This is a genomic window from Proteiniphilum acetatigenes DSM 18083 (assembly GCF_000380985.1).
GTDB classification, from domain to species: Bacteria; Bacteroidota; Bacteroidia; order Bacteroidales; family Dysgonomonadaceae; genus Proteiniphilum; species Proteiniphilum acetatigenes.
Map to the genome: position 1 here is coordinate 62,955 of NZ_KB905692.1, position 16,020 is coordinate 78,974.

General features: G+C 37.1%; 10 protein-coding genes. 1 reads left to right on the forward strand and 9 read right to left on the reverse strand.

The genetic code is table 11. From position 1 onward, the window contains the following. Positions 1 to 3 precede the first annotated feature (3 nt). From F597_RS0100165 to F597_RS0100205, 9 genes are all read right to left on the reverse strand, one after another. Positions 4 to 1,299 carry a DUF4998 domain-containing protein gene (locus F597_RS0100165; RefSeq protein ID WP_019537679.1) on the reverse strand — a complete coding sequence of 432 codons (1,296 nt, stop codon included), beginning with the start codon at positions 1,297 to 1,299 and terminating at the stop codon, positions 4 to 6. Positions 1,300 to 1,311: 12 nt separating this feature from the next. Next, a complete protein-coding gene (locus F597_RS0100170) occupies positions 1,312 to 2,475 on the reverse strand; it encodes a DUF4959 domain-containing protein (RefSeq protein WP_019537680.1) in 1,164 nt (387 codons plus the stop codon). A gap of 59 nt (positions 2,476 to 2,534) precedes the next feature. Further along, positions 2,535 to 4,493 carry a RagB/SusD family nutrient uptake outer membrane protein gene (locus F597_RS0100175; protein ID WP_081624296.1) on the reverse strand — a complete coding sequence of 653 codons (1,959 nt, stop codon included), beginning with the start codon at positions 4,491 to 4,493 and terminating at the stop codon, positions 2,535 to 2,537. Between the two features lie 20 nt (positions 4,494 to 4,513). Then, positions 4,514 to 7,618: a SusC/RagA family TonB-linked outer membrane protein gene (locus tag F597_RS0100180; RefSeq protein ID WP_019537682.1), complete on the reverse strand. Its 3,105-nt coding sequence runs from the start codon at positions 7,616 to 7,618 to the stop codon at positions 4,514 to 4,516. Positions 7,619 to 7,678: 60 nt separating this feature from the next. Beyond that, positions 7,679 to 8,869, reverse strand: coding sequence for an AGE family epimerase/isomerase (locus F597_RS0100185; RefSeq protein ID WP_019537683.1), 1,191 nt, complete (start codon positions 8,867 to 8,869; stop codon positions 7,679 to 7,681). A 145-nt stretch (positions 8,870 to 9,014) separates the two neighbouring features. Beyond that, the gene (locus F597_RS0100190) at positions 9,015 to 10,232 is read right to left on the reverse strand and encodes a hypothetical protein (protein ID WP_019537684.1); all 1,218 of its coding nucleotides are present in this window, start codon (positions 10,230 to 10,232) and stop codon (positions 9,015 to 9,017) included. 3 nt (positions 10,233 to 10,235) lie between these two features. Continuing rightward, on the reverse strand, positions 10,236 to 12,059 hold the full coding sequence (locus tag F597_RS0100195; protein WP_019537685.1) for a sodium:solute symporter family transporter: 1,824 nt from the start codon (positions 12,057 to 12,059) through the stop codon (positions 10,236 to 10,238). A gap of 183 nt (positions 12,060 to 12,242) precedes the next feature. Next, positions 12,243 to 12,998 carry a DeoR/GlpR family DNA-binding transcription regulator gene (locus F597_RS0100200; RefSeq protein ID WP_019537686.1) on the reverse strand — a complete coding sequence of 252 codons (756 nt, stop codon included), beginning with the start codon at positions 12,996 to 12,998 and terminating at the stop codon, positions 12,243 to 12,245. A gap of 273 nt (positions 12,999 to 13,271) precedes the next feature. Next, the gene (locus F597_RS0100205; protein WP_019537687.1) at positions 13,272 to 14,237 is read right to left on the reverse strand and encodes a hypothetical protein; all 966 of its coding nucleotides are present in this window, start codon (positions 14,235 to 14,237) and stop codon (positions 13,272 to 13,274) included. Between the two features lie 641 nt (positions 14,238 to 14,878). On the opposite strand from F597_RS0100205, the gene F597_RS0100220 reads away from it, so the two are divergent. After that, positions 14,879 to 15,835, forward strand: coding sequence for a hypothetical protein (locus F597_RS0100220; RefSeq protein ID WP_019537689.1), 957 nt, complete (start codon positions 14,879 to 14,881; stop codon positions 15,833 to 15,835). Positions 15,836 to 16,020 lie beyond the last annotated feature (185 nt).

Below are 16,020 nucleotides of genomic sequence, written 5' to 3' on the forward strand. Positions count from 1 at the left end.
GTATCATTTCACAATAAGCCTGGGAGGAAGTTGTTCATAAAACATCAACTCAGACATCCCAACCCGGACATGATTTACCGGTTTAAAAACTTCGTGCACAAGAATACGGACAAATCGAATCTTCTCCCTGTTAGGATTAATCTCAAATTTATAGCCGGGGGGTATGGGGTTTCCGACAACCTCACAGTCTGCAAGTTTATACCAATCATCTTGCCAATCACCAGGATTAATTGTTTCCCAGTAGGATTGCGGTTTATCTGACTCAATAGAAAGCGTACCCCATACTTCAAATCTTTTGGGTGCCTGTGAAAAGTTTTCCCATCCCCAGATATCTATATGACTCAATTCCTTTTCATCGGATATATCGACCGTGAATGACAATGGATATTGAGAATCGTTCTCTTTGTTTCCTCCTTTTAAGGGGTCTACATCGGGGCTTGATGAAACCCATGAACTATTGTCGCTGCTACTTCCGTCAAATAAATGAGCAAAAAGATAATATGAACTAAACTCCGTGGTATTATTATAGGGAATACCAAAATATCGGCTGATCTTTGATCCTTCAATCTTTTCAAAAATATCTCCGCTCGAATAATCTATTACAATCTCGGCACTTTCACTTTTGGGGATTGTATCAATTAACAAATTATTCCCGATAATGGGCTGATAATACATTACATAGTCAAAAGTAATATTTACCGGTGAATGGATATCGGGTATAATCACGGTCTCTTCATTATTATTTCCAGTATCGGAGCTTCCGGTATATGTTTCACCATGCACAGAATAAGTATAATTAATTTTTCCGGTATACCATAGAAAAGCATTCTCGGTCAGATTTTCCCATTTAATAATTACGCTGTTATCCTGAATACTGAATTTCGGCTGGATAGTGGTTAATCTAGCCACATAGGAATTTATATAGGTTTGCGTTACAGGTGTTAAAAATAGGGTTGAACCGATAGATTTATTACCAAAAGCATCCAATGTAAATACCGAAAAGCTGTATCCTACGGCTGAAGTTAAATCCTCGATGGTGATCGAGGAGATCAGACTCTCTGTTTCAATAAACATATCATTCCCGTATTCAATACGTATTCGTTTCGCAACATGGTCTTCAGGATTTATCCATGACAGTCTCACCTTTTCAATTCCGATTTCACCAGATAATTCCCTCACTCTGCTTGAGTACTTGATATCTCTCAGATAGTGACTGTAATTTTCGTCTAAGTCAGAGCATGAATTCACAGCCGCTATTACAATCAAGAATATAAACAAGTAATTAAGTATTTTCTTCATGACAGTCAATTTTTAAAAATCCTTTTTTTCAATACCAAACAATGTGATCTCTGAAAGACAGGCATATTGATCCTCCATGCCAAATGACTCGATACCCCTGAATTCAAGGTAACGGAATTCCGGACTAAATTTGGGATCATCCGGATAAATTACAAATTCATGTCCCTCTCTAGCTTCTTCCAATGCTGCTGTTTCACTCATTGGTTTTATGATGGTAGCTCTTCTTACCCTTTCCCAATTAATTTTATCTTTACTTATCCAGAGTTCGAATGTTTTAAGATTTTGTCCGTTATAATAATAATGCGGCATTGACCATACCTTCTCTCTTTGCCATACTTTGAATCTGCTGATTTTCACCATCCTGCCCAAATCGATATAGTACGAGAAAGGGAATCCCTGGGCAGACACAAAAAAATTCAAATTATTCAACAAGGCATCATCAATCATATCATCCCAAAACTTAGTTAACCGACCCTCCTGAAAAATTAAATCTGAATTCACTCTTCCTTCAGGCAATTCATGATTAGGAACATAATTCCAATCCGATTTGTCAATTTTATAATCGACGTAGGGGATAAAAGACCCAATATCTACTTTCTTACTCTCATTTCCATATTTATCCTTTACATAGCCTTTAAAATGATAATTTTCAGCGGAGAGATTTTTAATCACCATCTCGTTATTTCCTGTGTTCATAGTATATTCAGTCTGTATAACTGTCCTATCCTTTGTTTCAATTTCAATGATAATCTGCACCCATGCTCCTGCTTCATTCTCCCATGTTAATTTCGCTGAAGAGAAATAGGGAGTAATATTGAAAGATTCAACAATATCATCAAGGGGTGATCCCAATGTTTTAATTTTTAACAAGACTGGATCGGATAAAATACCATCGTAGTTTACACTGTACAATTTGACCTCATGCTCACTTGTATCATCGTATCCATCAATTTCAATGGAAGTTGAAAAATAGGACGAAGCTCTTTCAATAGTCTGTCCTGCTTTTAAAGTATATACAGCTTTCACAAAATGTATGGACTCGTCGTCGGGAAGATCATAGCTAATGATTCCTCCTCCCATATTCGGTTCGAATTTTGCATTTAAGACCGGTTTCGGTTTGAGGGTCAGATCATCAGATTCATTCTGTTTACAGGAAACCAGAAGAATCAGTAACATGTATATTGTAATGCTATAGTTTTTCATTATGCTTAGTGTTTAATTAATGATTTATAATATTACCAACCGGGATTCTGAACGAGATTAGGGTTCTGATTAAGTACACTGTTACTCAGAGGAGTAAAATAATCCCTCGGTGTGACCCAATCACGATTTTGCCAGGTTACCGGTACATAAAAATCTTTTGCTTCACCCTTGGAGCTATCCCATCCCATAATAGGTTCATTATAGAAAATATCTCCTATTTTCCATCTTCTTGCATCATCGTATTGTTGACCTTCAAATGATAATTCAATCGCACGTTCCTGCCGAATAATTTCTCTTAATCCTTCCTGAATCAAATGTTTACCTGGATGCTTCACAATATCGGAATTACTCCACACTGATCCTATACCGGGTAATCCGGCTCTTTCTCTAATTAAATCCAGATAATGATAAACCTCTTCCCTGGGTCCATAATATTCATTCAGCGCCTCAGCATACATCAGGTATAAATCTGCCAGTCTGATAAGTGGAAATGGGTATACCACAATACGTTCCCAATAAAGATTCTGAGTTTCCGGATGTACCCACTTCTTGATGGCAATACCTGTCTGATAATATTCACCGTTTGCGGCCTGAGTCCCACCTCCTGCCCATTGATTAAACCTCAGACGGATTTGATAAAGCATACCGTAAGTACGCCAAAGCGACCTATCAGTAGCAATCCAGGCGTAAAATCTTGGTTCTCTGTTTAAATACTCTTTGACGGTAACCTCCTGATCATCGGGGATGAAGTATCCCCTATGATAATTATCGGTAGGTAAATTTACAATCTCTTTTCTGTTGTTGTAGTCAAATGTTTTATCCTCCTCCATAGGAACACCGTTTCTGGTATAATACTGATCTACAATAAACTGACTGGCAGCCATATAATTGTAAGAAAATTGATAATTATTCGGGTACTCAATATTCTTAACCTGGCAAGCAGATTGGATAGATGCTCCACTGGTAGGACTTACATTGGAATATCCCCAAATAAGCTCTGAATTCCAGGGATCCACAATTGAAAACCTGTTATTATAAGCATATCTCATCACACCAGAGATTTCAATATCATTTAAATCGAAATCAAAAACCGGTTTGTTGTATGTATATAATTTCACATTGCTTATGTGTGCCAGATCAATTGCCTCTTTTAGTGCTGTTGCCGCAGTCAGCCACCTCTCCTTATCGTAATTCAGGTTGAAAAAAGGCTCTTTTGTCAAAGGGTCAATAAAATCACCATAATATTCAGAATTTCCGTTGAAAAGGGGGCTTGCCCAGTATAATAAGATTTTCGCCTTGAGGCTTTTAGCTATTAACTGATCAATCTGTCCAAACTGAGTCTTTATCCTTCTTGCAGGCATATGAGGGATTGCTTCATCAATCAGATCAATAACATATTTAAAACATACGTCAACCGGTTGTCGATACTGTTGAATCTCAGCTTTTGATGCATTCATGTCTATTTCTTTATCTGCGATAACTATCGGACCATAGGAATTAATTAAAAGAAAATGAAAATACGCTTTCAGAAATTTGACTTGACCCACATAATCCTCATAATCTCCCGGTTCTAAATCAGGTACATTCTGAATATTATTTAAGAAAATATTACAATACCGGATTCCTTGGTATAAGCTGGCCACATAACCAGAACCATTCCAATAAGAAAAATAAGGATTATCCACATTTTGATCACCCACCATCACCCTGTTCGAAATAAAAACATCTGTTCTGTTAGCATAGACAGATGGAAACATACATTCATTCCCTAATGTCAAACGTGTTCTGTAATGGTCGTTAAAGTTATCCGGCAGAAATGCATAACACGTTGCCAATGCCTGAATAATTTTTGATTTGTTTTCAAACATTTTATCTACTGTCACAATATTATCGGGAACAATATTCAGATAATCGGAACAATTCGACAAAGTGATTGATAAAGATATCAATAATGTAACGACTAACGATTTAAATATTTTTACTATTTTCATAATTATTGAGAATTATAAGATTAAAAATCCAGTTGTAATCCTAAATTAAAAGTCCTTTGAATAGGATACCCCAAGCCTTGAGAACCCATTTCCGGATCCCATAATTTGAATGCAGAGAATACAAACAAATTAGAAGCATTTACAAAGAACCTACATTGCTGTAATTTCATCCTCTTCAGGGTTGTATTATCAAGAGAAATTCCTAATTCAACATTTTTCAATCTGAGGAAGTCTCCGTTTCTCAACCACCAGTTCGAAAGCTGGGTGTTATTACTGACATTTCCGGTAGAGAGCCTCGGCCAAAATGCTTGTGGATTTGGATTATCTTTAGACCAATAATCATCTGCAATAACTTGCAGGATATTCCTGTTTCCGATAAAAGGTTGCACAAAAGTAGGATCAATAAAGAACGAAGATTTCGCTGAGCCTTGGAAGAAAAAGGAAATATCAAAAGCACGATGACCAAAAGAGAAACCGAAACCATAAAGAATTTCAGGAACAGTAGGTGTACCAATAGGTACTCTGTCATTGGAGTCAATTTGTCCGTCACTATTGATATCAATATATCGGAGGTCCCCAACTTTTGGAGCAACCCCAAAGCTTTGACGAGGATAATTATTGATTTCTTCTTCGTCAAAAAATATTCCTCCTGCTACATATCCCCATTGCTGATCTACAGGATATCCAATTCTCGATAAATAGGGATATTTATAATAAGGTTCGGAATATACAAGTACTTTGTTCGTCGCATAGGTAAAATTGGCACGACCTTGTATCCATGTATTGGTACGCTGATTAAAAAAATGATTGATATCAATTGAAGCATCAATACCATGAGATTTGACCTCGCCGATATTTCCGGAATTATTTGCAGAGAGACCGATTTCGGCAGGCATATCCACCCGAACCATGTATATCTTTTTACGATGTTCAGTAAAATAATCAATCATCAAATCCACCACTCCCATAATATTCATTTCCAGTCCAAGATCACTTTTTAATGCTTCTTCCCAGGTAATATCGAAATTTGAGTATCTGTTAATTGAATATCCCGCGTAATGATTGAAAAATGTATCACCAAATCGGTATCCGTTACCTGAACCGATTCGCGACAAATAGAAGAAACGATCGGTGGGGGCCCCGATTGCATCATTTCCGACCAGTCCATAGGTAAATTTCAACTTAGTCTTTGGAAAAATATCACTTAAAGGTGTCCAGTATTTTTCATTGGAGATCATGTAACCTAATCCGAAAGAGGGGAAAAACCCAAATTGATTATTCTTTGAAAAGCGTTCCGAACCATTATAGCCAAAATTTAACTCAGCCATATAACGTTGATCATAATTATAAGTGAAACGTCCTGCGAGTCCGAGATTTCTCCGGGGGAGAGTCTGCTCAATGGTATTCCCATCAATGGTATTGAGTTCTTCAGATTGGGTGAAAACCAACATACTTGACATTTCGTGGATATTAATATTTTTATTATAGTTTATGGCCCCTTCAAAATAGGTTCTGCTATTTGAATTCCTATAAGTTGCCGGATCTCCCAATGATTCGGTTCCCGTTACAACATTATTCAGGGTATAAATATCATTAATCAAATCATACTCTTTGATCTCATAATAATATGGAGAATAGGATCTGTTGCTCCCGTGATTACCATAAGTCCTGATATTGGCACTGGCTCTTGCGGAAAGACCGGGAGTGACAAAAGACAAATCCTGTTCAACCTGAAACATGGCAAGTATCGTATTTGAGAAATCATCCCGGTACCCTGAAACCATTTGCGCATAGGGGTTAACTCCACCATTGAATCTTCTGCCAAAAAGTATATGACGAGTATAGAGATTGGCATCATCGGGTTCATAATACTTTGGAAAATCGACAGGATTGCCGTTCATTACATTATTGAATATTTCATTTCCCGACTGAATAGGACCGTTATACCTTTCAAATACGCCGTTCATCTTGAAAGAAGCCTTTGTAGTAGGTGTCAAATTAAGATTAATATTGGTCGTCAGATTATATCTGTCTATCGAAATATTATTGTTAAAATTATTCCGTTTGTCAACCTCCAGAATACCGTTATCTTTATTATAGCTTGCAGAGAGGTAATATTGGGCAACTTTTCCTCCTCCGTTAATATTCAAATTATAACGTTGGTTATACACATAGTTCGTGAAGAGCTCATCGTACCAATTCACATTAGGATATACATTAGGATTGATATTGTTAATTGTTCCGTCTATTTTCTGTGCACTATAATATGGAGGCAATGTTGGATTGTCATTGAAAAATGCCTCATTATATAATTGCATATAAGAAACACCATCTGCAACCTCAGGAATCTGTGTGGGCATGGAGAGGGATGACTCGTGCCGGAAAGAAATCTGTATTTTTCCTTCCTTTCCCACCTTCGTAGTGATAAGAATTACGCCGTTTGCTCCACGTGCACCGTACAAAGCGGTCGAGGTAGCATCCTTCATGATGGAAAAACTGGCAATATTATTCGGATCAATTCTTGCCATCTCACTGGCAGATATTTCAAATCCATCGAGAAGTATTAACGGACTCTTTGAATACCCAAAGGTGGTAACACCTCGTATGAAAAAATCTGCATTATCTCTACCCGGCTCACCTGATCGTTGATAAGAGATAAGACCCGATAACCTTCCAGCCAGAGATTGGGTCAGATTACTTGAAGGAACTTTCAGTTCAGAGGGATTGATGGTTGTGATTGCACCGATTACATCTGACTTCTTCTGTTTTCCGAAGGCCACAACCTGAACCTCTTCGAGCATTTCAGTATCCTCCTCTAATACAATGTTAATAAGGGTCCTTCCGGTTACATCGATAATTTGAGTCTTCATTCCTACATAGGAAATCTCTAATTTTGCATTAGGAGCTACATCCGGAAGGGAAAACTGCCCATTGACATCTGTGATCGTACCATGCGACTCCCTTCCTTGTACTTTAATAGTTACTCCAGCCAGCACTTCATCCTCCGAATCTGTAACGACACCGGTAACAGTCAAATTTTGAGCCAGGAGCATACTCAGAGAAAAAATCCACAGGACCATACTTATGAGTCCTTTGCGGAAAGGTAAATGTGTTTTCTTTTTCATCTCTTTTTGTTTATATTAATGGTAAACTCAATGTAGTGATAAATTAATGATGGGTTGTTTCTAAAATTTATCCAGGTATTTCTCAATTAATTTCCAGCATAAAAGTTCCTGCCGGGGTAAATGAAACGGTCCTTTGTGTAGATTCCCTTTTGACGGTTGAGCGACTGTTCCATCCCTGTGAAGGTAACCGAACCATTCTCCATATTCCTTATCATGGAAATGTGCATATGAATAATCATGAATCTGCTGATGCATACCCGCATATTTCTCATCACCTGTAAGCAAATAAGCATATAGCGTGGCAATAATAAACTCATTGTGAGTCCACCAAAACTTCATATCCTGACAATATTCCTGCACCGGCTTATTATATACATCTCTAAAAAAGAGTATTCCCCCATACTCCTTATCCCAACCTCTCTCCCACATATAATCTAAAATCTTGCAGCCTGTTTCAATAAGATGTGCATCATTATGTTGATAAACCGCCTCATTAAAGATAAACCATGCAGCCTCTGCGGCATGTCCGGGATTGATTATCCTGCCGTCCGCATGATCAATAATCTTCCCATCCGGACTTACCTGCTCCATAACACATCTTAAATCATGTTTGAGGTGGTATTTCTCTATTTCATGGATCCATTGATCAATATAGATATCACATCTTTCATCTCCAATGTTTTCCCTCAACTGTTGGGCAACATTGATCATAATCATAGGCACGCCCAACCCTCTTACAGGGCGTGTTTCGGTATACCGTGGAGATAAGATTCGTTCACCACTGATAAACTGGAGGCAAGTAGAAAATATCTCTCTTGCTCTTGTTGCATAAAAATCGTTTCCGGTTGCTTTTGCATATGCCGCGTAAGCGATTACTGCAAATGTTTCAGAGAAGAAATATCTCCTTTTTCTTATGGGTTTGCCGTCCCGGGTTACATAAAAATACATTTGTCCGTCGTTTGGATCAAAACAGTATTTTTCAGAAAAATCAATTCCTGCTTTAGACATACCTAACCATTCATCTTTCTTTTCAATGTTGTTATAAAGATTGGCAAGTGTCCACGCTGTTCGTCCCACAAACCATACTGATTTATCATCATCGAGCAATGATCCGTCCCTGTCCCTCATTAATAGATATCCTCCAAATTCTTTATCCACACAATGCGGAAACCAAAAGGGAAGGGTATCATTCAGAAGTTGATCCCTATAGAAATTCATTAAACCCGACAAATCCTCTTTTGAATATTTCATATGATTATTTTATTTTTACATGGAAGATGTATGTAACCTGAACGATTAGTTAATTTATCAATTTAGTAATTATCAAATCAGCGCTACCTGTCCCGATTTATCGGGATCATTACATTATTAAATCGATTTATATGCTCGTTTCATATTATAATTTCCATGCGTTACTTTTTAATTGATGCAAAATCTGAACTGTTTTTTCTACTATGATCTCCTCAGCATTGATCTCTAAGTATGACCATTTGCCCGGTCCTACTTCATAACCACCCTCTTCAAAAACTCTTCGAGGTGGGACATATCCCACATAATTTTCAGCATAACCGATCACAATCGTAGTTTTAAAAGGGGAATCATTTTCAATCGCATATGCCGTATCAGTAAAATTTTCACCTGAAAGAAACACCATTGCAATGTCTCCAATAATTAAGGTATTGATACGGTAAATACCGTCTGCGTCGGAGTTTATCCCGGAATTTTCCCTTATTCTGAATGATAAGGCCGAAGTCTGGATACTCATTGGTGCTGATTCCACCTCATCCCACTTCATTTTCTCCACTTCTTTTGCGATCACCTTTCCATGTTTTTGAGCTGCCTGAACCCCTTCCGAGACCGTAGGAGGATTGATATCTCCGCAAGCTCCATTAAAAAAGACACATATCCCGTTTGGGTTCTTCTCCTCAAATGTTATACAGGCTTCCCCGGGAAAATCAGGAGATACATAATCGGAGCACATCTCATGCACCGGATGACATACCGCATGGATCAATGTGGCAATATTCTCCCCGGTTAAACTTGTAAATTTTAATGATCTGATCCGATGATCAATAGGACCTAAGTCAAAATATTTTTTATCGATCGGTTGAATGGAATCAGACATGATTACTTCTCCGTTTTTTAAAATTCTTCTTTGAAGGGAGAACCCTCTCAGTGCTGAAGAACCAAGGTATATTTTACATTCCTGCAGGTTAGAAATAGCTTTCTTTATCCCTGACTTAATTTTGATTTTTAGCTCATTAAGCCACTCTCCAAATAGTGTTGTTTTATATAGATCAGTCAATCCGGCAGTTTCATGAGAACTATGCGTATGAGTACAAACCATAATAATTTTATCCATTGACAATTCATCGGATAAAGACATTTTAAAATTATCCCATCCCCCAACTGCACTGTCACTCATACCTAACAAATCCAGGGTAACGATACCCACTTTTTCACCCTGTTGCTCCAACACCAGTATCCTGCCCTTTAATGGTAAACGGACATGATCAAATGCGCAATATTGCTCCTTTACTGAGGACATTAGGATACCCAGTTCTAACGGGCCCGTAATATCAATCACAGAAGTGCCGATTTTTAGCTTCTTCATCCTCTATTCAATTATTTGATTTTTATTAAGTCTTTTCTCCAGTCCATCCAGATAATGTTTCAGAAAGATTTTAAAGGCAATGAAAAGGAGAGCTGAGATTCCCAATAGAATGCCTCCTTCCAAAAAATTGGCAAACCATAAGTCTGAGAGTCCCAGAATTACGCAACAGGTGGCGGTAAAACCTAAAATCGCTATAAGAATTCCATAAATGATTGGTTTGATATTGATCCTCTCAGCATCAGTCGCCCCGGATGATACTTTGATTTTCCACCATCCCAGAGGAAGTGCTTTTTGATAAAAAGCAGTCAGTTTTCCTTCAGATTCCGGTTTGGTAAACAGTACGACCATCACCCATAAAATAGTCGTAAGAAGCATGATAATAAGCGTCTGCCACCACCATGGGACTATCAATATATGCGCCCATTCCCAACCTAACAATAGCAATAGTTTTGGAACCAGCACAATCAAAATAAAAAAGATAAATCCTCCAAAAGATGCTGCCAAACGGGCTTTTCCATTAAAACGCCACCACCACCATTGAGCCCAGTTAGCAGGTAATTCAGCGGCACTTATTTGTAGCATAAAAATGGCTACATCAACTATGAACTTCACCTTAAATACTACAAGAAGAGATAAAAAAACAATTATCAGCATGGCTGCTTTTCCAATGATCAGATAATGTTTTTCCGTTTTATCCCTGACAAACCATCTTCGGTAAATATCACTTACCATTATCTGTCCGCCGAAGTTCAGGTTATCCGAAACAACAGACATTGTTGCTGCTAACATTGCGGCAATAAGTAACCCAAGTGCACCGGAAGGTAACATCTCTTTCATCAGTTTGCCGTAAACAAGTTCCCTGTCAACCGCTCCATCCCTGAATTCAGGCCAGATTGCAGCAGCAGAGATGCAGGGAAGCGTTACGAGAAGTAATAAGAGAAACATGCTCAATGCTGCTGAAACGTACATGTAAACTGCTTCACGTGTACTCCGGGTAGAAAGTATTCGGTGTCCCTCCATAGCCCCCCCTATGGGTGCCACGTCTCCACCGTACCCTATACTTTGACCTATAAGCCAGGCAAGTGCAGCCATCGAAGGAAAGATCTCATGTTTTGCCGGAGGGACCAGTTGTAAAATCTCTTTCCCGATATCACCGTACATCCTGTTGATCGTTGCAGTCATTTCGACCGCACTCCCAAAATATTTCATTGTAAATACAGCTACCACGATTGTACCAACAAGAAAAATACTCATTTGAATAACATTCGATACAACCACCCCCCGATAACCCGAAAAAAAGACGTAAATGAAGGAAACCGGAATTACCAATATCAATGTCTGAAATATTGTGAGTCCAAAAGCAGGTCCTAATATTTTATAGGCTGCCAACAAGGTAATCCCGGTCCATGCAGGAATTGCAATAAACGATGTACGCACGGCAATCCATATCCTCATGGTATTGGCGACTTTTGAGCTGAATCTCAAATCATAAAACTCAAGAGAAGTAAATAATTTAAGCCGTCTCCAAAACATGGCAAATAATACCCCAGCCAGAAACATAGCCAACCCAAAACGACTTAAATACCACCAGGAAATAAATGCTCCGGTTGCTACGGCCAATCCTCCATATGCAGTTGCAGCATCCGGACTTACCAAAGCAGACGTATAGGAAATACCGTTGATCCATCCGGGAGTTCTTCTTCCCCCAAGAAAAAAATTCTCCATTCCGGTTGATGCAAATTTTTTAAACCAAAAGGAAAGTCCCAGCATCAGAATAAAATACACCAGAATAATCAAAAAGTCGATATTTGTCCAGACACCATTCATTACAAGCAATTATTATTAGATATCAATAGAAACGAGCCGGAATGCGTTTTTATGCGTTTTTATGCGTTTTTATAAAACGAAATCAATTGTATATACGCAAAAAACCATTATTGTATAAAAAAACCTTTCACAAACATTCATGCTGTTTGTCAAAGTGCAATTTATGTGTTAGATAATATAATCTTATAGAATGCCTATATTCATGTAATTTTTCCTGAATTCGGCAAGCTGTTGATCATTCTTGTCTAATTCAGTAATCAGATAATTGATATCAGATAAATCAGATACTTGGTATCGTTTTGTAAAATTCAATTTTTCAGAAATAGTAAGCAAAGCATTTTTATTGGATACTTCAAACATTGCCCTATTTACCTCAACAACTTCCATATCGATATCCGTCAACCCCCTTTCAACAGATAAAGCATTTACTCCCATAAAACACAGATCAAATCTCATCCTATATAATTCATTGATTGTTTTAGATCCAACGTGGATATTATGGTTTTTCTTTAATTGACCGCCAATGGTATAAACTGAAATATTTGAATGATCCGATAATGAGATTGCAATTTGAGGGCTTATTGTAAATACGGTAAGATCAAGCTCTTTAGGAATAATCTTCGTTAGTTCAAAAATGGTTGTCCCCCCTTCCAACAACAAGGTCATATTGGTCTCTATCAACTTTACCGCTTTTGAAGCAATAATCTTCTTCTCCTCAATGGAATAAACATTGGTATCCGCAATAAAAGGTCTTACCAATGAATTGCTTATCGCTCCTCCATGCACCCTGATAATATGACCGCCATCAGCCAGTTCTTTCAGATCTCTCCTGATCGTATCTTCCGAAACATTAAGTAGCATGCTCAAATCGACTGAAAGCACCTTATTATGCAAATTAATTTGCTTCATTATTATCTTAAATCGTTCTTCTTTTAACATAAACAGCAGTATTTTTAAACTTTCTCAGAAACTCAAAATAAAACGATATTCTCTCTACCACCCTATGCCTTAAGCCTTTTTGTGGCCCTTCGTTTATATTCTCACAATTTGAATCCTTTATTTCACAAATCCACTTAATCAACTATATATCAGCGATCTGTCAACTTTGATTATCGAATAAATAATACACAAATGCGTTTTTATGCATTTTTATATTGCAAATATAGGCGCATATCAGAAATAAAAAAACAAAATAGCTGAAAGTTCTACCTCCTATTCAGGAAACCATCCTTTCAGAAATTGCTCCATTGTTCCGTTATAATAAGCCTCAGCCAAAAATTCCTCCCCGTTTTGATTACCCCATGAATAATTGATAATTAATTTCCCATTATATTCACAAAAATCAAGATCAGAGTTATTCAGATTTTCAGCCTTATTAATCCTTTTACATAATTCATCGGTTAGAAGATTATTGTTTGCGATTTGTTTATCTTCCTGCGAAGCCTTTAAAACCGGATTGAAAGGACTGGACTCCCAACGGATCAAATCTTTAGACCGTACTACTCGCATTTCATATCCTTGGTGTGCTTCCAAATAGAAATTATAGAACCAGCCATCGAGATAACGCAAACAATGAGGAGCTGTATAACGATCTTTTGTATAATTGTGATCGGCCGGTAAAATATCCCAGTCTTGCATATCGGGTGATGTTGCAAACAGGGCAGTAAATGCCACTCCCGCAACTTCGTAAGGTCTCCCGATCTCGAACATCAAAACAAATTTATTCTCCGCTTTTGTGAGTGAGGTATTAAAAATACCATAGCCGGGAAGTTCGAATACCAACCAGCGATCCCAGTTTTTCAAATCATTTGAAGCAAAAATAAATATCTTCTCTCCATCCCACATATCGACAGCGGTAACGTATACTGTGTCATTATACACAAAAGCGCTCCCCAAGTGATAGCCTCTAGCAAAAGATTGAGTTATCTCCCCGGTTTCATGGTTAACGAACCGGAAATAGGAATCACCGGTATCATTATTCCAGTAGCGAGTCCTTACATATTCAAAACGGTAAACCCTGTTTTTAAAAACCACAGGGGTTGTTTCTACAAGATCACAGTCGATGGTACCAGTTTTTATGATTAGCGGTCGTCCGTCGGCATCTGTTGGGGCTTTTTTGTTTGAACAGACAAATAAGAGAATTATGCCTGTGATAATAATAAAATTAAACGGTTTCATTTTTTATTCATTTTCAATACATTGTTAAGAATAACTTGTCATTTGGCTGTCTTTTCCGAATTTAAATAACACACAGGTAAATTGCTGACAACAAATTACTTAAGCATCTATATATCGCTGATATTCTGATTTCGATCATCTCACAAATAAGACATAGGTGCGTTTTTTTGCGTTTTCATATCGCAAATATATGCATATATCGGAAACAAAAAAACAAAATACTTGAAGAAAGATATTATTTAAATTTATTTAACTATAGCGGGCAAATATATTTATATTCAAAAATCATCGAAAAAATATTGGAAGTTGATGACAATGGAAAAAAGCTACTGAAACATTTTTACAAGGCTGAAAATAATGTAAAGAGATATCCTGGATAAATTCAATTTGGTATATTCAGACAATAAGATGGATTCGAAGTGTCATTTTTCTTTTATCCTTTATCATATTGCATAGTCGAACAGAATAGAATATGCTTTATATTTGTTTAATATTTTCACACAGTTTGCAATTTTATCTATATTTTTGACAACCTTATTTTAAAAAATAAAAAAGTCTACCGATATTCGTCCGGAAAAATCAGAGAATAGTAGATTTTCTGAAATGTAAAAAAAATATGTGACCAGTAATATAAGATTCCCATGATGAAGTATAAATTAAAATACCTGATATTGATATTTTTTTTCTTTTTTCCATTCTTTGCTTTTACCCAATGCAATACTACAACAAATTCGCGGGAAATAATCCGGGACAGGAATTTTCACAATGGAATCAAGGTACAGGGACATACCACATCCTATCCGGCTCCCATCGACACATTATATCCGTTTAAATATTCAACTGATACCGTCTATTGGCTATTGCCACAGTGGGGAAGTAAACTTGTAATGCAAAATATTCCGCCTCTTATTGTGGATGATTCTATTATTTACCGTAACAAAGCAAAAAAAGTATCCTTTTTTAAAAATAAGAGTAAAGCTGTAGAGATCACATTGGAAGTGATTGCTTCAGAAGAATATGAACATCCGAGACAAATGAATGAGGATTGGCCGCATTTATTGTTCGAGCAATATTTCAATACACCCCTAAAATTAATAGAGACTGATAAATTGGTTTACAAAACAAAATGTAAATTGCTATATTGCAGTAACAAAATGGGAGAACAATTCAATCCCGATCTCCACACAGCACAATTTTCTCAATACTTCACCATCCAGGACAACAACAAAGACTCCGAAAGCTATGGCGATTTTTTCTGGTTCGGACTTCCATTTTACGACTACCGCTATGAAAATATCGAACTCTATGCGGCGCAGGATATTGGTAAGGATGACGCATCAAACAAGTTCATTTTCTCTGTAGCTTCCCGAAATATTTTCGACGGAACATTACAGGATAAACAATGGATAACCATCGACAAAGATATTTTACCTTTTATAAAGGAAGCTTTTAAAACAGCACAGGAAAGGGGATATCTTACCGGTTCGAAATTTGAAGATTTAGCAATAACTACAATGAATGCAGGCTGGGAAGTTCCCGGAACATTCGATTGTGGAATAGTTTTAGAATCTCCTTCACTAACAGCCATATATCATTAAAAAAGCCAGGGCAGAAATAAAAAACAGCTAAAATACAAAATAATGGTATCATGAAAAATAAAAACTTCTTTAACATAAGATATCATTTCACTTAGTCTGAATATCACTTTTTACAGCTAAAGAATACACAATAAAAGTAATTTTGTATAAATTTCATCAAAAACTAAGGGTAGATCGTCGAAATT